This is a genomic window from Tepidiphilus sp. HLB4 (assembly GCF_054823945.1).
The window spans coordinates 40,289-61,224 of the sequence record NZ_JSYB01000042.1; the positions used below are offsets into that span (position 1 = coordinate 40,289).

A 20,936-nucleotide genomic window follows, 5' to 3' on the forward strand; every position below is an offset into this window, starting at 1 on the left:
ACGAGCGAACCCCCATGAAGAAACACGGCCTCACCGTGATGGTCATCGGCAGCGGCGGGCGCGAACACGCGCTCGCCTGGAAGCTTGCCCAGTCACCGCGCGTGCAGCACGTCCTCGTCGCTCCGGGCAACCCCGGCACCGCCCGCACGGAGAAATGCCGCAACCTGCCGGCAAGCACGATCGAACAATGGCTCGACGCCGCCCGGCTCGAGCACGTCGATCTCACCGTCGTCGGGCCGGAAGCGCCGCTTGCCGCCGGTATCGTCGACGCCTTCCGCGAGGCAGGGCTGACGATCTTCGGCCCGACCCAGGCCGCCGCCCAGCTCGAGGCGAGCAAGGATTTCGCCAAGCGCTTCATGCAGCGCCATGGCATCCCTACCGCCGCCTACCAGACCTTCGCCGACGCCGCGCAAGCGCACGCCTGGGTCGAAACCAAAGGGGCGCCCATCGTCGTCAAGGCCGACGGGCTCGCCGCCGGCAAGGGAGTGGTCGTGGCGCAGACGCTCGCCGAGGCGCACGAGGCGATCGACCGCATGCTCGTGGCCAACGCCATGGAAGATGCCGGCGCGCGCGTGGTCATCGAGGAATTCATGGAAGGCGAAGAGGCAAGCTTCATCGTGCTTGCCGACGGGCGCAACGCGCTTGCGTTTGCCACCAGCCAGGACCACAAGCGCCTGCTCGACGGCGACCGTGGCCCCAACACCGGCGGCATGGGCGCCTACAGCCCCGCGCCGGTGGTCACCCCCGACGTGCACGCCCGCGTCATGCGCGAGATCATCCAGCCCACGCTCGCCGGCATGGCCGCCGAGGGCACGCCCTACGCCGGCTTTCTCTATGCGGGCCTCATGATCTCGCCGCAGGGCGAACCGCGGGTGGTCGAATTCAACTGCCGCCTGGGCGACCCCGAGGCGCAACCGCTGCTCGCGCGACTCAAGACCGACCTCGTCGATCTCATCGAAGCAGCGCTCGCCGGCTCCCTGCTCGAAGTCGAAGCTCAATGGGACCGCCGCCCGGCCGTGGGCGTGGTACTTGCCGCCGCCGGTTATCCGGAAGCACCGCGCAAGGGCGACGTCATCACGGGTTTGCCCGAGGAATGCGCCCCGCTCGAACCCCAGGAACCGGTGCTCGTCTTTCACGCCGGCACCGCCGAGCGCGAAGGGCAGATCGTCACCCATGGCGGGCGAGTGCTGTGCGTCACCGCGCTCGGCGAGACGCTGCGCGAGGCGATCGCGCGCGCCTATGCCGTGGCCGACCGCATCGAGTTCGCCGGCAAACAGATGCGCCGCGACATCGGCCACCGGGCGCTTAACCGCCACCATCCATGATGCCAGACACCGCCGCGATCCGGCGCCATTTCCTCGCGCTGCAGACGCGCATCGTGGAGGCGCTCGCCGCACTCGACGGCCGCGCGTTTCGCGAAGAGCGCTGGGAACGGCCGCAGGGCGAAGCGCTCACGGGCGACGGGCTTACCTGCATCACCGAAGACGGCCCGGTGCTCGAGCGCGGTGGCGTCAATTTCTCCCACGTGCGCGGCGCGAGCCTGCCGCCTTCGGCGAGCGCCCGGCGGCCGGAACTCGCCGGGCGTGCCTTCGAGGCGCTGGGCGTGTCGCTCGTGCTGCACCCGCGCAATCCTTACTGCCCCACCGTACACCTCAACGTGCGCGCCTTCGTCGCCACCGCCGAAGGGCTGCCGCCCGTGTGGTGGTTTGGCGGCGGCATGGATCTCACGCCCTACTACCCTTTCGTCGAGGACATCGTGCACTTTCACCGCACCTGCCGCGACGCGGTGCTGGGCGCGGGCTTCGGCGAGGCGCACTATCGCCACTACAAGCGCTGGTGCGACGAGTACTTCTACCTCAAGCACCGCGAAGAACCGCGCGGCGTGGGCGGCCTCTTCTTCGACGATCTGGGGGCCGATGGCACCATCCCCTTCGAATCCGCCTGGCGGCTCGCCCAGGCCGTGGGAGATGCCTTCCTTCCAGCCTATCTCCCCATCCTCGAGCAGCGGCTCGCCCACCCCTACGGTGAGCGCGAGCGCGACTTCCAAGCCTATCGCCGCGGGCGCTACGTCGAATTCAACCTCGTGTGGGACCGCGGCACCCACTTCGGCTTGCAAAGCGGCGGGCGCACCGAAGCCATCCTCATGTCGCTGCCGCCGCTCGCGCGCTGGCGCTACGACTGGCACCCCGAGCCCGGCAGCCCCGAGGCGGCGCTCTACGAAGCGCTCAGGCCACGCGACTGGGCCGAACGCTCGGCCGAGGCTCCGCTCACCGGAACGGAATGAAAACCGGCGAGACGTCGATCGTCACGCCTGGACCGTAGTACGGCCGCGCATAGCGATACTCCACCACCCGCGGCGGCGGCGCCCAGTCGCGATAGATCACCGTCTTCTCACGCACCACCGTCACCGGCCGCCGATCCCAACCGTAATGACGCCCATGGTCATGGCGCTCGATCACCACCACGTCCGGCCGCCCTGGATGATGGCCCCATTCCCCCGGCCTTCCCGCCCACGCCGACGTCACTCCCAGCAACAGGGCTCCCAGTCCGAGCACGATCTTCTTCGTATTCATGATCCTTCCTCCGGCAAAGCTGTCTTTTTCCTGACTACAGAATAGCGTCCCTGGCGCTTCGCCAGCGTAAAAAGGTGTTTCGCCCAAAGTACGGCGGCAAAGCGCCTTCTTGCTACAATGAACGCACGCAAGCGCGTTGCGCCACCATCCGGAGTGCCCATGCCGCTACGCCACACCAAGATCGTCGCCACACTCGGCCCGGCAAGCTCCAGCGCCGAGGTGCTCGGCCGCATGATCGATGCCGGGCTCGACGTCGCCCGGCTCAACTTCTCCCACGGCAGCGCTGACGAGCACCGCGCCCGTGCCAAACTGGTGCGCGAGCTCGCCCTCGAGCGCGAAAGGCCCGTGGGACTACTCGGCGATCTGCAAGGGCCCAAGATCCGCATCGGCAAATTCGCCCAGGGAAAAATCACGCTCGAGCGCGGGCAGAAATTCGTGCTCGACGTCCACTGCCCCGTAGGCGACGAAACCCGGGTCGGGCTCGACTATCCCGATCTGCCGCGCGACGTGCGCCCCGGCGACGTGCTGCTGCTCGACGATGGCAAGATCCGGCTGCAGGTCGATTACGTCGCCGGCGATCGCATCCATACCACGGTACTGGTGGGCGGCGTACTCTCCGATCACAAGGGCATCAACCGGCAGGGCGGCGGACTCTCGGCCCCGGCGCTCACCGCCAAGGACATGGACGACATCAGGCTCGCCGCCGAGATCGGCGTCGACTTCCTCGCCGTCTCCTTCCCCAAGAACGCCGCCGACATCTACATGGCGCGCCAGCTCATGCGCGCTGCCGGCGGGCACGCGCTCATCATCGCCAAGATCGAGCGCATCGAGGCGGTGCAAAACCTCGAGGAAATCCTGCAGGCGAGCGACGGCATCATGGTCGCGCGCGGCGATCTCGCCGTCGAAGTGGGCGATGCCACGGTACCGGCGCTGCAGAAAAAGATGCTGCGGCTCGCGCGCGAGCGCAACCGGCTCGCCATCACCGCCACGCAGATGATGGAATCGATGATCGAAAGTCCCGTGCCCACGCGCGCCGAAGTCTCGGACGTGGCCAACGCCGTACTCGACGGCACCGACGCGGTCATGCTCTCGGCCGAGACCGCCAGCGGGCGCTATCCGGTCGAGACGGTGGAAGCCATGCACCGCGTCTGCCTCGAAGCCGAACGCTCGCAGGAGAGCTCGCTCGACCGGGAGCTGCTCGACCGGGTCTTCACCCGCATCGACGAAGCGATCGCCATGTCGGCCATCTGGACCGGCTGGCACCTGCGCGTCAAGGCGATCGCCGCCATGACGCAGACCGGCGCCACCGCCCTGTGGATGAGCCGCATCAACTGCGGCGTACCCATCTTCGCCCTCACCCCCGACGAGCACACGCGCAACCAGATGACGCTCTACCGCCAGGTCACCCCCATCCTCGTGTCACAGCTACACCAAGACCGCGACGAGATGCTGTGGGAGGCGGAAAAGATCCTGCTCGAGCGCGGCATCGTCGCCTACGACGATCTCATCGCGCTCACCATCGGCGAACCCATCGGCGTGCCCGGCGGCACCAACACCCTCAAGATCGTGCGCGTCGGACAGACCCTGCGGGCGAGCGTCCCGCCGGTGTAGAATCCGCCCGAACGATCCGCTCCCAAGGAGAAACGACCCATGCCTCTCGTCTCGATGCGCCAGCTGCTCGATCACGCCGCCGAACACGGCTACGGCATTCCCGCCTTCAACGTGAACAACCTCGAACAGGTGCAGGCGATCATGGAAGCCGCGGCCGAGACCGACAGCCCGGTGATCATGCAAGCCTCGGCCGGCGCACGCAAGTATGCCGGGGAGCCCTTCCTGCGCCACCTGCTGCTTGCCGCGGTCGAAGCCTACCCGCATCTGCCGGTGGTGATGCACCAGGACCACGGCCAGACCCCGGCCGTGTGCATGGCCGCCATCCGCTCCGGCTTCACCAGCGTGATGATGGACGGTTCGCTCCTGGAAGACGGCAAGACGCCCTCCTCCTACGAGTACAACGTGGCCGTCACCCAGGAAGTGGTTCGCTTCGCCCATTACATCGGCGTGACGGTGGAAGCCGAACTTGGCTGTCTGGGCTCGCTCGAGACCGGCCAGGCGGGCGAGGAAGACGGCATCGGCGCGGCCGGAACGCTCGCGCACTCGATGCTGCTCACCGACCCCGAACAGGCCGCCGACTTCGTGCGCGCCACGCAGTGCGACGCGCTGGCGATCGCCATCGGCACCAGCCACGGCGCCTACAAGTTCTCGCGCAAGCCCACCGGCGACATCCTGGCCATCGAGCGCGTGAAAGAGATCCACGCCCGGCTGCCCAACACCCACCTCGTCATGCACGGCTCCTCCAGCGTGCCGCAGGAGCTGCTCGAAGAGATCCGGCGCTACGGCGGCGACATGAAAGAGACCTATGGCGTGCCCGTCGAGGAAATTCAAACCGCCATCCGCTACGGCGTGCGCAAGATCAACATCGACACCGACATCCGCCTGGCCATGACCGGCGCCATCCGCCGCTTCTTCGCCGAGTCGCCCGACAAGTTCGACCCGCGCGAATACCTCAAACCGGCGCGCGCCGCGGCCAAGGCCGTGTGCAAGTCGCGCTACGAAGCCTTCGGCTGCGCCGGCATGGCGAGCAAGATCAAGCCGATCCCGCTCGAAAAGATGGCCGAGCGCTACCGCAAGGGTGAACTCGCCCAGCAGGTGCGCTGAAACATCGCCAGAAGCCCGCCATGTGCGGGCTTTGTCCATTCAAGGAGGAGACATCCCATGAGTGAAGAGCGTATCAGCCGCTTTCCCGTCGCCCGGCTCGACGATCTGCCCGAAGACATCCGCGCCCGCATTCTCTCGGTGCAGGAAAAGACCGGCTTCATCCCCAACGTCTTCCTCGCGCTCGCGCACCGGCCCGAGGAATTCCGCGCCTTCTTCGCCTATCACGACGCGCTCATGGAGAAGAACACCGGGCTCACCAAGGCCGAGCGCGAGATGATCGTGGTGGCCACCTCGGCGGCCAACGACTGCCTCTACTGCGTGATCGCCCACGGGGCCATCGTGCGCATCCGCAGCAAGAATCCACGCCTGTCGGATCAGCTCGCCGTCAATTACCGCCGCGCCGAGATCACCCCGCGCCAGCGCGCCATGCTCGACTACGCCATGAAAGTGGCGCTGCGCTCGGCCGAAGTCAGCGACGAAGACTTTGCCGCCCTGCGCGCCCACGGTTTCACGCTCGACGACATCTGGGACATCGGCGCCATCGCTGCTTTCTACGGCATGAGCAACCGCATCGCCAACATGAGCGCCCTGCGGCCCAACGACGAGTTCTACGCCATGGGACGGGTCTGAACGAGGCACGGGCGCACGCCATTCTAGGCTGCGCCACTTATAGCCGAGGTTTATAAACAAACCCTTCCCGCTCCCTTGGCACCGAGGGCAAGCTCTCCTATCATCGACCACCTCGACCCACAAATTGCCCGTTGAGGTGGTTTCGATGCGTTTTCCTCTTACCTCGTTTCGCTCCGTCTTGGCGATGTTCCTGCTGGCATTCGCCGCCTGCGCTGCCGCCCAGACCCAGCCTGTGCGGCCGCTGCTCACGCCGGACGAGCTCGCACCGCTGCTGCGCGACCCCAGCGTGCGCGTGCTCGACATCCGCCCCGCCGCAGAATACGCCGCTGGCCACATCCCCGGCGCGGCCAACATCCCCTATGGCGTCTTCCGCGGCCCGGCCGACAACCCTGGGGCCCTGCCTTCCGAGCAGGCGCTCACCGAGGCGCTGCGCCGCGCTGGCATCGACCACGACGTCCATGTGATCGTTGCCCATGCGGGCAAGGACGCCACCGACTTCGGCGCTGCCGCGCGCGTCTACTGGACGCTCAAGGTGGGCGGGCTCACCCGCCTGTCGGTGCTCGACGGCGGCACGCTCGGCTGGAAAGAACAGGGTGGAGCGTTGGAGACTGCCGCCGTCCAGTCGCGGCCTAGTACCTTTACCTTCCATTACGATCGCCGCTACGCCCTCTCCACCGAAGATTTGGCCGCCCAGGTGCGAAGCCCACATCCTCCCGTGCTCGTCGATGCTCGACCCGAGCCCTTCTTCCGCGGCGACGAACGCCACGGCGCCGCCGCTCGTTACGGGACGCTGCCCGGCGCCACGTCCTTGTCCTACGCGCACTTTTTCAACGCCGACGGCCGGACCCTCAAGCCGGTCGAGGAGCTGCGCACCCTCGTCGGGCGCGAAGTGCCGCCCGCGGGCAAACCGACGGTGACCTTCTGCAACACGGGGCATTGGGCCGCCATCGACTGGTTCGTCCTCTCGGAGCTCTTGGGCAGGGAAAACGTGCTGCTCTACCCCGAATCGGTAGTCGCCTGGAGCCGGCGCGACCTGCCGATGGACCACGAACCCTCCCGCCTGCAGGCGCTTGCGCGCGAAGCCAAGCGCTGGTTCGACCAATGAGGCCTATCATGCCGATCCGCCGTCTCCTCCTCATCGCCGGCGCGCTCGCGCTCGTGTTCGCCGTGACGCTGCTCGCCGGCCTGCGCCAGGGGTTGCTCACGCTGCTCGGGCTCGGTTTCGGTGCCGTGCTGCAGGGCTGCCGTTTCGGTTTCACCACCGGCTGGCGCGAGTACCTCGAGCGGCGCAATCCGCACGGGCTGTGGGCGCAGCTGCTTCTGCTCGCACTCGCCTCCAGTCTCATGCTGCCCCTGCTGGCACAGCATTCCGGCGAACTGGTCGGCGCAGTGGCCCCGCTCACCTTCAGCCTCGTGCTCGGTGCCTTCCTCTTCGGCGCGGCGATGCAGCTCACCGACGGCTGCGGCTCCGGCACGCTCTACAAGGCGGGCGCCGGGTCGCCGCTCTCGGTGGTGGTGTTGCCCACTTTCGTGCTCGGCAGCTTCCTTGGCGCCTCGCATCAGCCGGCCTGGGTCGCCCTCGGCGGGCTGCCGCCCGTCGATCTGCTGCGCTACGGCTGGCCGCTGGCGCTCGCCCTCACGCTGAGCGGCTGCGCCCTGGTGGCGCTCCTCACCCTGCCGCAGGCGCGCGCCGCCGGTCCCTGGCCGCGGCGCTGGGTGATCGGCGCCGTGCTGCTGGCGCTCCTGGCGGCGCTGCACCTGATCGTGGCCGGTCAACCCTGGGGCATCGTCTACGGCGTGGGGTTGTGGGGCGCCAAGGCCTTCGCGGCGCTGGGCTGGAATCCGGCTGCCGACCCCTTCTGGGGCGTGGCCCCGCACGCGGCGCGCCTGGCCGAACCCATCGTCTATGACGTCACCTCGGTGACCAACTTCGGGCTGCTCTACGGCGCCTATGCCGCCTCGCGCTGGCACGGCCCCGTGACCACCAACCTGCCTTCGGCACGCCGCCTGCTGGTGGCCGCCGCGGCCGGCCTGGTGCTGGGTTATTCTTCCCGAATGGCATTCGGCTGCAACGTCGGCGCCTTGCTGGGCGGTATCACCTCGGCCAGCCTGCACGGCTGGGTGTGGTTCGCCATGGCTTTTCTCGGCTCGATGGTGGGCGTGCGCCTGCGCCGGCGGATCGACGTTCCCCAAGGAGCGGTCTTCGCATGAACACGAACCTCCGTCTGCGCCGGTTCCGCCGCTTCACGGCGCTCTTCTGGCTCGGCTTTACCGTCCTGATCCTGCTTGATGCCTTCAGCAGCCGCGTCTACCGGCCCGAACCGCCCCCCATCGCCCTGGGAAGCGGCCAGGCTCCCGGCGGCGGTCACTGCTCCGGGCGCTGAACCCGCCCGCTGGCACCACCAGCGGAACGAACGGAATCGGCGAGGTCCATGCGGCAAAAAATGGCGCTATACTGCAGGGTCGATACGCAGGGGCTGCCATGTCGATCAAACACCCGATCATCGCGGTCACCGGCTCTTCCGGCGCAGGCACGAGCACCATCACCCGCACTTTCGCGCGCATCTTCGAGCGTGAAGGGGTCAATGCCGCCATCGTCGAGGGCGATGCCTTCCATGCCTTCGACCGCGCCGAAATGCACCGGCGCATCGCCGAGGAAACCGCCCGCGGCAATCCACACTTCAGCCACTTCGGCCCCGAGGCGAACCTGCTCGACGAGCTGGAAAACCTCTTTCGCTCCTATTCCGAGAGCGGCACCGGGCGCACGCGCCACTACCTGCACACCATCGAGGAAGCGGCGAAATACGGCGGGGAGCCCGGCACCTTCACGCCGTGGGAGCCGTTACCGGAGAACACCGATCTCCTCTTCTACGAAGGGTTGCACGGCGGGCTCGTCACCGAGACGCACGACATGGCGCGCTTCGTGGATCTCTTGATCGGCGTGGTGCCCATCATCAATCTGGAATGGATTCAGAAACTGTGGCGCGACCGCAGCGAGCGCGGCTATTCCACCGAGGCCGTCACCGACACCATCCTGCGCCGCATGCCCGACTACGTGCGCTACATCTGCCCGCAGTTCAGCCGCACTCACGTCAATTTCCAACGCATCCCGGTGGTCGACACCTCCAACCCCTTCATCGCCCGCGACGTGCCCACCGCCGACGAGAGCCTGGTGGTGATCCGCTTCGCCAACCCGCGCGGCATCGACTTTCCCTACCTGCTCAACATGATCGCCGACTCCTTCATGAGCCGCGCGAACACGCTGGTGATCCCCGGGGGCAAGATGGACCTGGCCATGCAGCTCATCTTCACCCCTTTCGTCTGGCGCCTGATGGAGCGGCGCCAGCGGGTGATGGGGGTGCTCTAAGCGCTCAGGCGCGCTGCGCCAGCGCCACTCGCCGCGCGGTCACCGCCTCGGCGAGGCGATCGAGCGCCGCAACCGTATCTTCCCAGCCGATGCAGGCGTCCGTAATGCTCTTGCCGTATTCGAGCGGCTTGCCCGGCACCAGATCCTGCCGCCCTTCCTTCAGATGCGACTCGATCATCACGCCGATGATGCGATCCTCGCCGCCGGCGAGCTGCTCGGCCACCGCTTCGACCACTTCGAGTTGCCGCTTGAACTGCTTGCGGCTGTTGCCGTGCGAGCAGTCGATCATCACCTTGGCCGGGATGCCGGCCGCGGCCAGGTCGCGGCAGGCCGCCTCGACGCTGTTCGCATCGTAATTGGGCTCCTTGCCGCCGCGCAAAATGACGTGGCAGTCTTCGTTGCCCGAAGTGCTGACGATGGCCGAGTGCCCGGCCTTGGTCACCGACAGGAAATGGTGCGGCGCCTGGGCCGCCTTGATGGCGTCGATGGCGATGCGCACGTTGCCGTCGGTGCCGTTCTTGAACCCGACCGGGCAGGAGAGACCCGAAGCGAGCTCGCGGTGCACCTGGCTCTCGGTGGTACGCGCCCCGATCGCGCCCCAGGCGATGAGGTCGGCGATGTACTGCGGCGTGATCATGTCGAGGAACTCGGTGGCGGCCGGCAGCCCCATCTCGGTGATCTCCCACAACAATCGACGGGCGAGGCGAATGCCGTCGTTGATGCGGTAGGAGTCGTCCAGGTAGGGATCGTTGATGAGTCCTTTCCAGCCCACCGTCGTGCGCGGTTTCTCGAAGTAGACCCGCATCACCACCAGCAGCTCGCCGCGCAGCCGGTCAGCCTGTTCCTTGAGCCGGCGGGCGTACTCCAGCGCCGCTTCCGGATCGTGGATGGAGCACGGCCCGACGATCGCGAGCAGCCGGTCGTCGGCGCCGTAGAGGATGCGATGGATCGCCTGGCGCGCGAGGAAGGTGGTCTCGGCCGAGGCCGGCGTGGCGGGAAACTCGCGCAACACGTGCGCTGGTGGCACGAGCTCCTTGATCTCCTTGATGCGCACGTCGTCGACGTGCAAACGGGTATGGGCTTTGACGGTGTTCATAGGCTTTCCTCGTTGGCTCATCCCTGAGAGGGTTTGACGGCGCTCTTGGGGCGAAACGCTGCGACGACCGCGGGATCCGTTTCCAGATAGGGCCCGCCGATGAGATCGATCGCGTAGGGAATCGCCGCGAAGATGCCGGCGTGGATCACCTTGCCGTCGGCATCGCGCAGCCCCTCCAGGGTTTCCTGAATGGACTTCGGCTGCCCCGGAAGGTTCACGATCAGGGTGCGACCGCGGATCACCGCCACCTGGCGCGACAGGATGGCGGTGGGGACGAAACGCAGGCCGATGCGCCGCATCTCTTCGCCAAAGCCGGGCAGCTCCTTCTCACCCACGGCGAGCGTCGCCTCGGGCGTGACGTCGCGCGGGGCCGGACCCGTCCCGCCGGTGGTGAAGACGAGGCAGCAGCCGAGCTCGTCGGCCAGTTCGATCAAGGTGCGCTCGATCACGGGCCGCTCGTCGGGAATCAGGCGCTTCTCCGCGCGCCAGGGCGAAACGAGCGCCCGGGAAAGCCATGCCTCCAGCGCCGGCAGGCCACGATCCTCATAGACGCCCTGGCTTGCCCGATCGCTCACCGACACGAGTCCGATCACCGCTTCCGCCTTCATTCCTCTCCCCCTTCTTCTGCGGCCGAATCCAACCTTCCCTCTGCCTCGCGCGCCTCGAAGAGCACCTTCAGCTCGCGATAGAGCGCACGATAGGACTCACCCGTCGGCTCCCCCTTCTGCCGTTCTTCCAGCACCTTGCGCCGCAGCGCACGCAGGTGCTGCACGTCGGCCTGCGGCGCCCAGGCAAGGATCTCGCCCAGCACGCGTTCGTCTTCGAGGAAACGCTCGCGCAGCCGTTCCAGCTGCGCCCGGCGCGCTTTGGCCTGCGGCGAATCGCCCTCCAGCCCGGCAAGCCGCTGTGCGATTCCCGCCGCATCGACGTCGCGCATGAGGCGGCCGACGTACTGCATCTGCCGCCGCCGCGCCTCATGCTTGCCTTCCAGACGCTTGGCTTCCAGGATGGCCCCAAGCAGAGTTTCGGGCAGATCGAGCCGCGCCAGACGCTCGCGCGACAGCGCCGTGAGCCGCTCGCCCAAATCCTGCAAGGCGAGCATCGCTTTCTTTCGCCTCGTCTTCGAGGGCGGAGCTTCGGGGCGGGACGGCGGCAGGGAGGAGGTCATCGGCAAGGATTGCTCGGGATTACGGTCAGGGAAGGATAGAATTATAAGCCAGTCCCTCAGGAGAGCCCGGAATGCCAGCGGTCGAATTTGCCTATCCCCGCGATGAACTCGCACGCATCGCCGAGGCGGCGCTCGCCCAGGCGCGCACGCTCGGCGCCGATGCGGCCGAAGTCAGCGTCTCCGAAGGCCGGGGCCTGTCGGTGACGGTGCGCCGCGGCGCGCTCGAGACGCTCGAACACCATCACGACAAGGGTTTGAGCGTCACGGTCTATGTCGGCCAGCGCCAAGGGCATGCAAGCTCGAGCGACCTGAACCCGGAGGCGATCGAACGCACCGTCGCCGCTGCCGTGGCCATCGCCCGGCTCACCGCCGAAGACGATGCGGCCGGCTTGCCCGAGGCGCAGCGCCTGGCCGACCCGCAGCGCGTTCCCGACCTCTCGCTTTTCCACCCCTGGGCGCTGGAAGCGGAAGCGGCGATCGAACTCGCCCGCGCCTGCGAGGCGGCCGCCCTCGCGGTGGATGCCCGCATCGCCAATTCCGAAGGCGCCACGGTCTCGACCCAGGCGCAGCAGTTCGTGCTCGCCAATTCGCTCGGTTTTCTCGCCGGCTACCCGACCACGGCCCACTCCCTCTCCTGCAGCGTCATCGCGCAAGACGAAGAAGGGGACATGGAGCGCGACCATTGGTGGGACTGGCGGCGCGATCCGCTCGACCTCGAACCGGCCGAGACGATCGGACGCAGCGCCGGACGGCGCGCGATCTCCCGTCTGGGGGCACGGCGTATCCCCACCGGCACCTACCCCGTCGTGTTCGACCACACCGTTTCGGGCAGTCTGCTGTCCCACTTCGTCCATGCCGCGAGCGGCGGCGCCCTCTACCGCAAAGCCTCCTTCCTGCTCGGCAAATTGGGCGAGCGCATCTTCTCCCCCCTCGTCACGGTGCTCGAAGATCCTTTCATCCCCAAGGCCCCCGGCTCGGCCCCCTTCGACGACGAAGGCGTGGCCACGGCGCGGCGCACGGTGGTAGCCGAAGGCGTCTTGCAGGGCTGGTTCCTCTCCACCTACTCCGGACGCAAACTGGGCCTGCCGAGCACCGGCAACGCCGGCGGCGCACACAACCTGCTCGTGCCCCCCACGCACGATGGCCGCGAGGCGCTGCTGCGCGAGATGGGACGGGGGCTGCTCGTCACCGAACTCATGGGGCACGGCGTCAACCCCGTCACCGGCGACTATTCCCGCGGAGCGGCCGGTTTCTGGGTGGAGGGCGGTGAAATCGTCCACCCGGTGAGCGAGATCACCATCGCCGGCAACCTGCTCGAGATGTTCGCTGCGATCCGTGGCGTGGCCGACGATACGCGCCCCTGCCACCGCTACCGCATCGGATCCACCCTGATCGAAGCGATGCAGGTGGCCGGGGACTGAAGCCCCGCGCGCTCGGCACACGCGAGCCGGTTTTTACGCTACCATCGCAACGGCGTTTCGGCGCATCGTCCATTCTTCAACCACACAAAGGGAGACCCACCATGCAACGACGCAAGTTCCTCCAGGGGGCGGGGATCGCGGGCATCCTCGCCAGCGGCACCGCTCCGGCCATCGTCATGGCGCAGCAGAACATCCGCTGGCGCCTCGCCTCGAGCTTTCCCAAGTCGCTCGACACCATCTACGGGGCGGCCGAAGAACTGAGCAAGTCCATCAACGAGCTCTCCGAAGGCAAATTCCAGATCGATGTCTTCGCCGCCGGTGAGCTGGTGCCGGCCTTTGGCGTGTTCGACGCGGTGCAACAAGGCACGGTCGAGATGGCGCACTCCGCCTCGTACTACTACGTCGGCAAGAACGATGCCCTCGCCTTCGACTGCGCCATCCCCTTCGGCCTCAACGCCCGCATGATCAACGCCTGGATGTACGACGCCGGCGGCCTGCAACTGATGCGCGAGCTCTTCGCCCGCTACGACATCGTCAACTTCCCTCTGGGCAATACTGGCGCGCAGTGGGGCGGCTGGTACCGCAAGGAGATCAAATCGGTCGAGGACATGAAAGGGCTGAAGATCCGCATCAGCAACCTCGCCGGCCGCGTGCTCACCAAGCTCGGCGCCGTGCCTCAGGCCATCCCCGGCGGCGAACTCTACCAGGCGCTGGAGAAAGGCACGATCGATGCGGTGGAATGGACCACCGTCTATGACGATTACAAACTCGGGTTCCACAAGGTGGCACCCTACGGCTACTACCCCGCATGGTGGGAAGGCGGCGCCCAGCTCTCGCTCTATGTCAATAAGAAAGCCTACGATGGACTGCCGAAGCGCTATCAAGAGCTCATCCGCGTCGCCGCGAGCGATGCGCACACCCGCATGCTTGCCAAATACGATGCGCGCAACCCGGAGACGATCCGCAAGTTGATCGCCGAAGGAGCGAAGGTCAACCGCTTCCCCAAAGACATGATGGATGCCTCGTTCAAGGCCCGCAACGAGCTCTTCGCCGAGCTCAACGACACCAACCCGGACTGGAAGAAGATCTACGCGCACTACGAGAAATTCCTGCGCGACGAGTATTCCTGGTTCCGGCTCTCGGAAATGAGCTACGACCAGTACATGACGAGCATCAAGCTCTGAGTCGGCCAAGATTCTTGGCAGCAAAGGACGGCCCCGCGGGGCCGTTCCTCATTGCGCCGGCGGTTCGTCCAACCCCGCTTCAGCCATCTCGGCGGCCTTGAGCATGGCGCGCGCCTTGTTGCGCGTCTCCTCCCATTCGGCCTTCGGGTTGGAATCGGCAACGATGCCCGCGCCCGCCTGGACGTGGATGGTCTCGTCCTTGATGACGGCGGTGCGGATGGCGATCGCCAGATCCATTTCCCCATGAAAGCCGATGTAGCCCACCGCCCCGGCGTAGATGCCGCGCTTCACCGGTTCGAGTTCGTCGATGATCTCCATCGCCCGCACCTTGGGTGCGCCGCTCACCGTCCCGGCGGGGAAGGCGGCACGCAGCACCGACAGGGGCGTCTCGCGTTCGCCAAGCTCACCCTCGACCTGCGAGACGATGTGCATCACGTGGGAATAGCGCTCGATGGCGAACGACTCAGTCACTTTCACCGAACCGATTCTCGCCACGCGCCCGACGTCGTTGCGCCCCAGATCGAGCAATTGCACGTGCTCGGCGCGCTCCTTCTCGTCGGCGAGAAGCTCCCGCTCCAGCGCCTGATCTTCGGCCGGGGTGGCGCCGCGCGGGCGGGTGCCGGCGATGGGACGCACGATCACCTTGCGCGCCGTGCCTTCGTCTTCGAGGCGCACGAGGATCTCGGGCGAGGCGCCCACCACGTGAAACTCCTCGAAGTCGAAGTAGAAGAGATAGGGCGAAGGATTGAGCGAACGGATGGCGCGGTAGAGCGTGAGCGGATCGGCGCGAAAGGGCTTGCTCATGCGCTGCGACAGCACCACCTGCATGACGTCGCCCTCGACGATGTAGCGCTTGATCCGCTCCACGGCCGCTTTGAAAGCTTCCTCGCCGAAGGCCGACGCCGGCTCGCTGGGGGGAAAGGGGCGCGAGACGGGGATACGCACCGGCGTGCGCAGCCGCTCGAGCAGTTCCTGCAGGCGTTTCTTGGCACGGCGATAGGCTCCGGGCACCTCGGGCTCGGCGTAGACCACCAGCGTGAGCTTGCCGGTGAGGTTGTCGACGATGGCGAGCTCTTCGGAGACGAGCAAAAGGATGTCGGGCGTGCCGATCGGGTCGGGTTTCTCGATGCCGGCAAGGCGCGGCTCGATGTAGCGCACCGTATCGTAGCCGAAGTAGCCCACGAGCCCGCCGAGGAAGCGCGGCAGCCCGGCACGCGGCGGCACCTTGATGCGATCGAGATACTCGCCGATGAAGGTGAGCGGATCGCCGTAGTCGCGCCGCTCCACGAGCCGGTTGCCGTGCAGCAGCAAGGCGCTGCGGCCGTAGACTTCGAGGCGCACCGGGCTGGAGAGCCCGATCATGGAATAGCGCCCAAAACGCTCGCCACCCTGTACCGATTCGAGCAGGTAGCTCCAGGGTCCATCGGCGAGCTTGAGATACAAGGAGAGCGGCGTGTCGAGGTCGCAAAAGGTGGTGAGCGTGACCGGGATGCGGTTGTAGCCCTGCGCCGCGAGGGCGTCGAATTCGGATTCCTGCATGGCTTCGCCCTGGAAGGACTCAAGCCAGGTAGTTTAGCAGTTCCGGGAAGCGATCGAGAAAGACGGCGGCCGGCAGACGACGCAAAGCGTCGGGATCGCCGTAGCCATAGGTGACGAGTCCCACCGCCACCCCTGCCCCCTGTCCTGCCTGGGCGTCGATGGCCGAATCGCCCACGAGCAGCGCCCGCTCGGCCGGACGGTTGAGGTGTTCACAGGCGTGCAGCACCATGGCCGGATCGGGTTTCTTCACCGGCAGGGTGTCGCCGGCGACGACGACGTCGAAAAACGGCGCCAGATCGAGCGCTTCGAGCAGCGGCAGGGTGAATTCCCAGTCCTTGTTGGTGACGCAGCCCATCACCAGGCCGCGGCAGGAAAGTTCGGCGAGCGTCTCCGGCACACCCTCGTAGGGGCGGCTGGCCGTGCCATTGACCACGGCGTAGTGCGCCTTGAAGCGGTTCGTGGCTTCGGCCACCTCCGCCGGGTCGGTACGGCCGTTGGCGGCCATGAAGCGGCGCACCAGCTCGGCGATGCCATCGCCCACCCAGCCGCGGATCGCCTGCGGCGAGGAAACCGGCAGGCCGAGGTCGCTCAAGGTGCGCGCCGCAGCCTCGGCGAGGTCGGGCAAGGTGTCGACCAGGGTTCCGTCCAGATCGAACAGCAAGGCTTCCGCCGCGATCGGCTTGGCACTCATCTTTTCTTCCTTTCCACGGTTTGCAGCCGGGCCTTCATCCCAGCGATGATCGAATCGTAGCGGTGGGGATCCTCTGAGCGGGCGGCGCCGAACACCGCCGAACCGGCGACGAAGACGTCCGCCCCCGCTTCCGCCACCTCGGCGAGGTTGTCGAGGTTCACGCCGCCGTCGACTTCCAGAAGCAGACGGCGGCCACTCTCATCGGCATAACGATCCAGCATGGTACGCGCGGCGGCGATTTTTTTCAAGGCATGCGGAATGAAGCGCTGGCCGCCGAAACCGGGGTTGACGCTCATGAGCAGCACGAAATCGAGCCGATCGAGTACGTGTTCGAGCCAGACGAGCGGGGTGGCCGGATTGAGCACGAGCCCCGCGCGGCAGCCGCAGGAGCGGATGAGCTCGAGCGTGCGGTCGACGTGCTCGGACGCTTCGGGGTGAAAGGAGATGAGATCGGCCCCCGCCTCGGCGAACTGCGGCACCAGCGCATCGACCGGTTTCACCATCAGATGCACGTCGATCGGCACGGTGGCGTAGGGCTTGATCGCACGGCACACCATTGGCCCCATCGTGAGATTGGGGACGTAGTGGTTGTCCATCACGTCGAAGTGGATCCAGTCCGCCCCGGCGGCGATCACGTCGCGCACTTCTTCACCGAGACGGGCAAAATCGGCCGACAAGAGACTGGGAGCGATCAAGAAAGTCGAGGCATTCATGAGGCGGGGGGTGGCGCGTAGAGGAAGATGAATTCCACGGTGTCGATCACCACGCGATCCCGGTCGTGCAGCGGCACGAAGGGCGCGTTGGGGAAGACGCCGTTGATCTTGGGTGGCGCTCCGCTTTCGTGGCGCAGTAACACCCGCCAGCCCTGATCGATGAGGGCGATGACGGTGTGTCCGGCCTTCCCCAGGCGGGTCACCTCGCGCACCAGGGGAATCGTGCGGGTCTGACCGTTGTTCATGCCCATCCGCAGTTGGGGAACGAGCCCGCGGCGCAGCAGCGCGTCTTGGGTGGCGGCGGGCCAAGGAGGGGTGCGCTCGAGGCGGGAAGCACCGTAGAGGAAATGGTAACGGGCGATGCGAAACGCTTCGCCCGGCTTGAGGCGGTATTGCTGGATCTTCTTGCCCTCGACCCAGGTGCCGTTGCGGCTGCCCAAATCCTCGAGAAGGAGCTCGCCCCTCGAGGGCTGCAGGCGGGCATGCTGCCCGCTCACCGCCAGGCTATCGATGCGCAGATCGTTGCCCGGTTTGCGGCCGATGAAGAACTCGCGGGCGGGAAGATCGACGCGCACGAGCTCGCTGCCGTGATGGATGACCCGCAAGTGCCCCGCCCCTGCGGCAGGGGCGGGATCGGAATCAGTCGCAACCCCCATGGCATGTCCTCAGTAGGGCAAGGGACGACCCAGCCCGCGCTCGCGCGCGCGTTCGAGCACCAGGGCCGCCACGGCGAGATCCTGCACCGCCATGCCCTGCGATTCGAAGAGGGTGATCTGGCGCCCGTCCCTGCGTCCGGGGCGCATGCCGGCGATCACCTCGCCCAGTTCTGCCCACAGCCCCGGGCGGGTGCGGCCTTTCTCCAGCGCCGGCAGCAGGTCACCCGCCTCGCGCAAGGCCACCTCGCGGCTGTCGACGCAGATGAGGTCGGCGCGCAGCACGGCCTTCTCCGGTAGCTCTTGGCGCGCGAGGCTGTTCGAGCCGGCGGCGGTGACATGCACCCCCTCTTCGAGCCAGTCGGCCTCGAGCACCGGCTTGGGCGAGGTGGTGACGGTGACGACGACGTCGGCGCCACGCACCGCCGCCTCGATGGACTCGGCCGGCACGAACTTCCGCCCGGTACGTTGCACCATGGTCTCGCAGAAGGCGCGCACGTGCTCGGGGGTACGCGCGGCGACACGGAAGGTCTCGATCGGCAGTGCTTCGGCAAGCGCCAGCGCCTGCCCCTGGGCCTGCCAGCCGGCGCCGACGATGGCGGCGATCTTCGCATCGGGCCGAGCGAGGTATTTCGCCGCCACGCCGCCAGCCGCGCCGGTTCGCATCATGCCCAGCGTGTCGGCTTCCAGCACGGCCACGGGCTCGCCCGTGTCGCTGTCGAAGACGTGCACCCAGAAGCGGGCGCGGCCGCCCGAGGAGGTATAGACCTTGAAGCCGGTGAGCCGCTTGTCCGGCACCGCGCCTTGCAGCATGTGCGTCATCGAGGTGGGCAGGCGCACGCGCTGTCGGGGGTAATCCACCACCTCGCCTCTGGCGTGCGCCGCCATCACCGCCTCGACGGCGGCCATCACGGAGGGCATGTCGAGCAGCCCGGCGACTTCTTCTTCCTGCAGATAAATGGCCACGCTCGCCTCCTCGGCGCCAGGGATGGGATCAGAGCAGGCTCTTCATCAGCTTGCCCATCTCGGACGGGTTGCGCGTGACCTTGAAGCCGCACGCTTCCATGATCTCGAGCTTGGCCTGGGCCGTTTCGGCGCCCGTGGAGATGATGGCGCCGGCGTGCCCCATGCGCTTGCCCGGGGGCGCCGTGACCCCGGCGATGAAGCCGACCACCGGTTTTTTGAAGTGCTCCTTGCACCACATGGCGGCGTCGACTTCATCGGTGCCGCCGATCTCGCCGATCATGATGACGGCGTCGGTGTCGGGATCGTCGTTGAACATCTTCATCACGTCGAGGTGCTTGAGTCCGTTGATCGGGTCGCCGCCGATGCCCACCGCGGTCGACTGCCCCAGGCCGAGCTCGGTGAGCTGCGCCACCGCTTCGTAGGTGAGCGTGCCGGAGCGTGACACCACTCCGATGCGGCCTTTCTTGTGGATGTGACCGGGCATGATGCCGATCTTGAGTTCGTCGGGCGTGATGACGCCGGGGCAGTTGGGGCCCAGCAGCAGCGTCTCCTTGCCGCCGGCGGCGACCTTGTGCTTCATCTTGTTGCGCACGATGAGCATGTCACGCACCGGGATGCCCTCGGTGATGCAGATGACGAGGTCGAGGTCGGCTTCGACCGCCTCCCAGATGGCATCGGCCGCGCCGGCCGGCGGCACGTAGATGACCGAAACGGTGGCGCCGGTGGCCTCTTTCGCTTCTTTCACCGTGGCAAAGATGGGGATGTCGAAGATCTTCTCGCCGGCTTTCTTGGGGTTGACGCCGGCCACGAAGCAGTTGCGGCCGTTGGCGTACTCGAGGCACTTCTCGGTATGGAACTGACCGGTCTTGCCGGTGATGCCCTGCGTGATGACTTTCGTGTCTTTGTTGATCAGGATCGACATGGGTGGATTCCTTGGCGGCGGTTCGGTCAATGAGCGGCGGAGACGGCGGCGACGATCTTCTGCGCCGCGTCGGCCATCGTTTCGGCGGAGATGATGGGCAGGCCGGATTCGGCGAGGATTTTCTTGCCGATGTCCTCGTTCGTACCCTTCATGCGCACCACGAGCGGCACGTTCAACTGCACTTCGCGCGCGGCGGCCACCACGCCGTTGGCGATGGTGTCGCAGCGCATGATGCCGCCGAAGATGTTGACCAGGATGCCCTTCACCTTGGGATTGCGCAGCATGATCTTGAAGGCCGCGGTGACCTTTTCCGTGGTGGCGCCGCCGCCGACGTCGAGGAAGTTGGCCGGCTCGCCGCCGAAGAGTTTGATCGTGTCCATGGTGGCCATGGCCAGCCCCGCGCCATTGACCAGGCAGCCGATGTTGCCGTCGAGCGCGATGTAGGAGAGCCCGTACTTGGAGGCTTCCACCTCGTCCGGATCCTCTTCGTCGAGGTCACGGTAGGCCACGATCTCGGGATGGCGGAAGAGCGCGTTGTCGTCGAAATTGAACTTCGCATCCAGCGCCTTGATGCCGCCGTCGCCTTCGAGGATGAGCGGGTTGATCTCGGCGAGCGAAGCATCCGTCTCCATGTAGCAGGTATAGAGTTTTTTCAGGGTGTCGACGGCCGCCGGCATGGACGCCTCGGGAATGCCGATGCCGCGTGCGAGCCGCTCGGCCTCTTCGTCGGGGAAACCGACGATGGGATCGATGAAGGCCTTGAGGATCTTCTCGGGAGTCTTCGCCGCGACTTCCTCGATCTCCATGCCGCCCTCGCTGGAGGCAAGCACCGCGACTTTCTGCGTGGCCCGGTCGGTGAGGATCGAGACGTAGTATTCGTGTTTGATGTCGGCGCCCTCTTCGATGAGCAGGCGCTTGACGATCTGGCCTTCGGGGCCGGTCTGGTGCGTCACCAGGCGCATGCCGAGGATGGCCGAAGCGTGCTGGCGCACCTCGTCGAGCGAGCGGGCGAGCTTGACGCCGCCGCCCTTGCCGCGCCCGCCGGCGTGGATCTGCGCCTTCACCACCCACACGGGGCCGCCGAGCGACTTGGCCACTTCCAGCGCTTCCTCCACCGAAAACGCCGGCCCGCCCTTGGGCGTGCGGATGCCGAACTTTCTCAGGACTTCCTTGGCTTGGTATTCATGGATTTTCATGTTCACCCTTCGTTTTTCCATGCCCGATCGGGCACGAGGTTGATCGGTCGCACCGCAGCGGATCGCGACGGCGCGGCGTTCTCCCGGGGCCGAACGTTTCGG

22 protein-coding genes are annotated in these 20,936 nt (G+C 66.9%); 11 read left to right on the plus strand and 11 right to left on the minus strand.

All coding sequences use genetic code 11. The annotated features are described in order from the left end of the window. The first annotated feature begins 14 nt into the window (after positions 1 to 14). Complete coding sequence (gene purD / locus OA56_RS07635; RefSeq protein WP_461584456.1) at positions 15 to 1,325, plus strand: phosphoribosylamine--glycine ligase; 1,311 nt, start codon at positions 15 to 17, stop codon at positions 1,323 to 1,325. Continuing rightward, positions 1,322 to 2,284, plus strand: coding sequence for an oxygen-dependent coproporphyrinogen oxidase (gene hemF / locus OA56_RS07640; RefSeq protein WP_461584458.1), 963 nt, complete (start codon positions 1,322 to 1,324; stop codon positions 2,282 to 2,284). The genes purD and hemF overlap by 4 nt, the downstream gene beginning before the upstream one ends. On the opposite strand, the gene OA56_RS07645 is transcribed toward hemF, so the two are convergent. Next, positions 2,268 to 2,573 carry a hypothetical protein gene (locus tag OA56_RS07645; RefSeq protein WP_055422583.1) on the minus strand — a complete coding sequence of 102 codons (306 nt, stop codon included), beginning with the start codon at positions 2,571 to 2,573 and terminating at the stop codon, positions 2,268 to 2,270. The genes hemF and OA56_RS07645 overlap by 17 nt on opposite strands. Before the next feature lie 159 nt (positions 2,574 to 2,732). Between OA56_RS07645 and pyk the strand changes: the two genes are divergently transcribed. The 7 genes from pyk to OA56_RS07680 all read left to right on the plus strand — a co-directional run bounded on the left by pyk (position 2,733) and on the right by OA56_RS07680 (position 9,285). Beyond that, a complete protein-coding gene (pyk, locus tag OA56_RS07650; protein ID WP_461584461.1) occupies positions 2,733 to 4,184 on the plus strand; it encodes a pyruvate kinase in 1,452 nt (483 codons plus the stop codon). Between the two features lie 39 nt (positions 4,185 to 4,223). Further along, positions 4,224 to 5,288 (plus strand): class II fructose-bisphosphate aldolase, encoded by a 1,065-nt coding sequence (gene fba / locus OA56_RS07655; RefSeq protein ID WP_055422581.1) that lies wholly within the window; start codon positions 4,224 to 4,226, stop codon positions 5,286 to 5,288. 57 nt (positions 5,289 to 5,345) lie between these two features. Beyond that, on the plus strand, positions 5,346 to 5,918 hold the full coding sequence (locus OA56_RS07660) for a peroxidase-related enzyme (protein WP_461584463.1): 573 nt from the start codon (positions 5,346 to 5,348) through the stop codon (positions 5,916 to 5,918). Positions 5,919 to 6,063: 145 nt separating this feature from the next. Further along, the gene (locus tag OA56_RS07665; protein WP_461584465.1) at positions 6,064 to 7,023 is read left to right on the plus strand and encodes a sulfurtransferase; all 960 of its coding nucleotides are present in this window, start codon (positions 6,064 to 6,066) and stop codon (positions 7,021 to 7,023) included. An 8-nt stretch (positions 7,024 to 7,031) separates the two neighbouring features. After that, positions 7,032 to 8,129, plus strand: coding sequence for a YeeE/YedE thiosulfate transporter family protein (locus OA56_RS07670; protein WP_037989253.1), 1,098 nt, complete (start codon positions 7,032 to 7,034; stop codon positions 8,127 to 8,129). After that, positions 8,126 to 8,302 carry a hypothetical protein gene (locus tag OA56_RS07675; protein ID WP_157287441.1) on the plus strand — a complete coding sequence of 59 codons (177 nt, stop codon included), beginning with the start codon at positions 8,126 to 8,128 and terminating at the stop codon, positions 8,300 to 8,302. Before OA56_RS07670 ends, OA56_RS07675 begins: the two co-directional genes overlap by 4 nt. Before the next feature lie 98 nt (positions 8,303 to 8,400). Next, entirely contained in the window at positions 8,401 to 9,285 is an 885-nt protein-coding gene (locus OA56_RS07680) for a phosphoribulokinase (RefSeq protein ID WP_028874129.1), read from the plus strand. A gap of 4 nt (positions 9,286 to 9,289) precedes the next feature. On the opposite strand, the gene aroG is transcribed toward OA56_RS07680, so the two are convergent. Genes aroG through yjgA form a run of 3 tightly spaced genes read right to left on the minus strand, consistent with a single transcriptional unit; the run spans position 9,290 to position 11,549 of the window. After that, positions 9,290 to 10,381 carry a 3-deoxy-7-phosphoheptulonate synthase AroG gene (gene aroG / locus OA56_RS07685; protein WP_037989251.1) on the minus strand — a complete coding sequence of 364 codons (1,092 nt, stop codon included), beginning with the start codon at positions 10,379 to 10,381 and terminating at the stop codon, positions 9,290 to 9,292. 17 nt (positions 10,382 to 10,398) lie between these two features. Continuing rightward, the gene (mog, locus tag OA56_RS07690; RefSeq protein WP_055422578.1) at positions 10,399 to 10,989 is read right to left on the minus strand and encodes a molybdopterin adenylyltransferase; all 591 of its coding nucleotides are present in this window, start codon (positions 10,987 to 10,989) and stop codon (positions 10,399 to 10,401) included. Then, positions 10,986 to 11,549, minus strand: coding sequence for a ribosome biogenesis factor YjgA (gene yjgA, locus OA56_RS07695; RefSeq protein ID WP_072247874.1), 564 nt, complete (start codon positions 11,547 to 11,549; stop codon positions 10,986 to 10,988). The genes mog and yjgA overlap by 4 nt, the downstream gene beginning before the upstream one ends. Positions 11,550 to 11,620: 71 nt before the next feature. Between yjgA and pmbA the strand changes: the two genes are divergently transcribed. Together pmbA and OA56_RS07705 are read left to right on the plus strand one after the other, a co-directional pair. Continuing rightward, entirely contained in the window at positions 11,621 to 12,970 is a 1,350-nt protein-coding gene (gene pmbA, locus OA56_RS07700) for a metalloprotease PmbA (protein ID WP_461584469.1), read from the plus strand. 101 nt (positions 12,971 to 13,071) lie between these two features. Beyond that, positions 13,072 to 14,154 (plus strand): TRAP transporter substrate-binding protein, encoded by a 1,083-nt coding sequence (locus OA56_RS07705; protein WP_461584471.1) that lies wholly within the window; start codon positions 13,072 to 13,074, stop codon positions 14,152 to 14,154. A 48-nt stretch (positions 14,155 to 14,202) separates the two neighbouring features. Here the strand turns inward: OA56_RS07705 and trpE are convergent, their stop codons facing one another. The 7 genes from trpE to sucC are packed head-to-tail and all read right to left on the minus strand — an operon-like array spanning position 14,203 to position 20,834. Next, the gene (trpE, locus tag OA56_RS07710; RefSeq protein ID WP_461584473.1) at positions 14,203 to 15,693 is read right to left on the minus strand and encodes an anthranilate synthase component I; all 1,491 of its coding nucleotides are present in this window, start codon (positions 15,691 to 15,693) and stop codon (positions 14,203 to 14,205) included. Between the two features lie 19 nt (positions 15,694 to 15,712). Next, entirely contained in the window at positions 15,713 to 16,384 is a 672-nt protein-coding gene (gene gph / locus OA56_RS07715; protein ID WP_461584475.1) for a phosphoglycolate phosphatase, read from the minus strand. Then, complete coding sequence (gene rpe, locus OA56_RS07720; protein WP_055422572.1) at positions 16,381 to 17,097, minus strand: ribulose-phosphate 3-epimerase; 717 nt, start codon at positions 17,095 to 17,097, stop codon at positions 16,381 to 16,383. The genes gph and rpe overlap by 4 nt, the downstream gene beginning before the upstream one ends. Continuing rightward, positions 17,094 to 17,753, minus strand: coding sequence for an FHA domain-containing protein (locus OA56_RS07725; RefSeq protein ID WP_055422571.1), 660 nt, complete (start codon positions 17,751 to 17,753; stop codon positions 17,094 to 17,096). Before OA56_RS07725 ends, rpe begins: the two co-directional genes overlap by 4 nt. A gap of 9 nt (positions 17,754 to 17,762) precedes the next feature. Beyond that, a complete protein-coding gene (locus OA56_RS07730) occupies positions 17,763 to 18,716 on the minus strand; it encodes an ornithine cyclodeaminase family protein (RefSeq protein ID WP_055422570.1) in 954 nt (317 codons plus the stop codon). A 28-nt stretch (positions 18,717 to 18,744) separates the two neighbouring features. Next, positions 18,745 to 19,638, minus strand: a complete 894-nt coding sequence (gene sucD / locus OA56_RS07735; protein ID WP_055422569.1) for a succinate--CoA ligase subunit alpha — start codon at positions 19,636 to 19,638, stop codon at positions 18,745 to 18,747. Between the two features lie 26 nt (positions 19,639 to 19,664). Next, complete coding sequence (sucC, locus tag OA56_RS07740) at positions 19,665 to 20,834, minus strand: ADP-forming succinate--CoA ligase subunit beta (protein WP_461584478.1); 1,170 nt, start codon at positions 20,832 to 20,834, stop codon at positions 19,665 to 19,667. Between the last annotated feature and the right edge of the window lie 102 nt (positions 20,835 to 20,936).

Bases quoted from the DNA above. Each gene is read 5' to 3' on its own strand.
- aroG (WP_037989251.1), bottom strand. From the start codon at position 10,381: ATGAACACCGTCAAAGCCCATACCCGTTTGCACGTCGACGACGTGCGC.
- pmbA (WP_461584469.1), top strand. From the start codon at position 11,621: ATGCCAGCGGTCGAATTTGCCTATCCCCGCGATGAACTCGCACGCATC.
- OA56_RS07665 (WP_461584465.1), top strand. From the start codon at position 6,064: ATGCGTTTTCCTCTTACCTCGTTTCGCTCCGTCTTGGCGATGTTCCTG.
- gph (WP_461584475.1), bottom strand. From the start codon at position 16,384: ATGAGTGCCAAGCCGATCGCGGCGGAAGCCTTGCTGTTCGATCTGGAC.
- OA56_RS07670 (WP_037989253.1), top strand. From the start codon at position 7,032: ATGCCGATCCGCCGTCTCCTCCTCATCGCCGGCGCGCTCGCGCTCGTG.
- sucC (WP_461584478.1), bottom strand. From the start codon at position 20,834: ATGAAAATCCATGAATACCAAGCCAAGGAAGTCCTGAGAAAGTTCGGC.
- rpe (WP_055422572.1), bottom strand. From the start codon at position 17,097: ATGAATGCCTCGACTTTCTTGATCGCTCCCAGTCTCTTGTCGGCCGAT.
- purD (WP_461584456.1), top strand. From the start codon at position 15: ATGAAGAAACACGGCCTCACCGTGATGGTCATCGGCAGCGGCGGGCGC.
- OA56_RS07725 (WP_055422571.1), bottom strand. From the start codon at position 17,753: ATGGGGGTTGCGACTGATTCCGATCCCGCCCCTGCCGCAGGGGCGGGG.
- fba (WP_055422581.1), top strand. From the start codon at position 4,224: ATGCCTCTCGTCTCGATGCGCCAGCTGCTCGATCACGCCGCCGAACAC.
- OA56_RS07675 (WP_157287441.1), top strand. From the start codon at position 8,126: ATGAACACGAACCTCCGTCTGCGCCGGTTCCGCCGCTTCACGGCGCTC.
- OA56_RS07645 (WP_055422583.1), bottom strand. From the start codon at position 2,573: ATGAATACGAAGAAGATCGTGCTCGGACTGGGAGCCCTGTTGCTGGGA.
- sucD (WP_055422569.1), bottom strand. From the start codon at position 19,638: ATGTCGATCCTGATCAACAAAGACACGAAAGTCATCACGCAGGGCATC.
- hemF (WP_461584458.1), top strand. From the start codon at position 1,322: ATGATGCCAGACACCGCCGCGATCCGGCGCCATTTCCTCGCGCTGCAG.
- pyk (WP_461584461.1), top strand. From the start codon at position 2,733: ATGCCGCTACGCCACACCAAGATCGTCGCCACACTCGGCCCGGCAAGC.
- mog (WP_055422578.1), bottom strand. From the start codon at position 10,989: ATGAAGGCGGAAGCGGTGATCGGACTCGTGTCGGTGAGCGATCGGGCA.
- OA56_RS07705 (WP_461584471.1), top strand. From the start codon at position 13,072: ATGCAACGACGCAAGTTCCTCCAGGGGGCGGGGATCGCGGGCATCCTC.
- yjgA (WP_072247874.1), bottom strand. From the start codon at position 11,549: ATGACCTCCTCCCTGCCGCCGTCCCGCCCCGAAGCTCCGCCCTCGAAG.
- OA56_RS07680 (WP_028874129.1), top strand. From the start codon at position 8,401: ATGTCGATCAAACACCCGATCATCGCGGTCACCGGCTCTTCCGGCGCA.
- OA56_RS07660 (WP_461584463.1), top strand. From the start codon at position 5,346: ATGAGTGAAGAGCGTATCAGCCGCTTTCCCGTCGCCCGGCTCGACGAT.
- trpE (WP_461584473.1), bottom strand. From the start codon at position 15,693: ATGCAGGAATCCGAATTCGACGCCCTCGCGGCGCAGGGCTACAACCGC.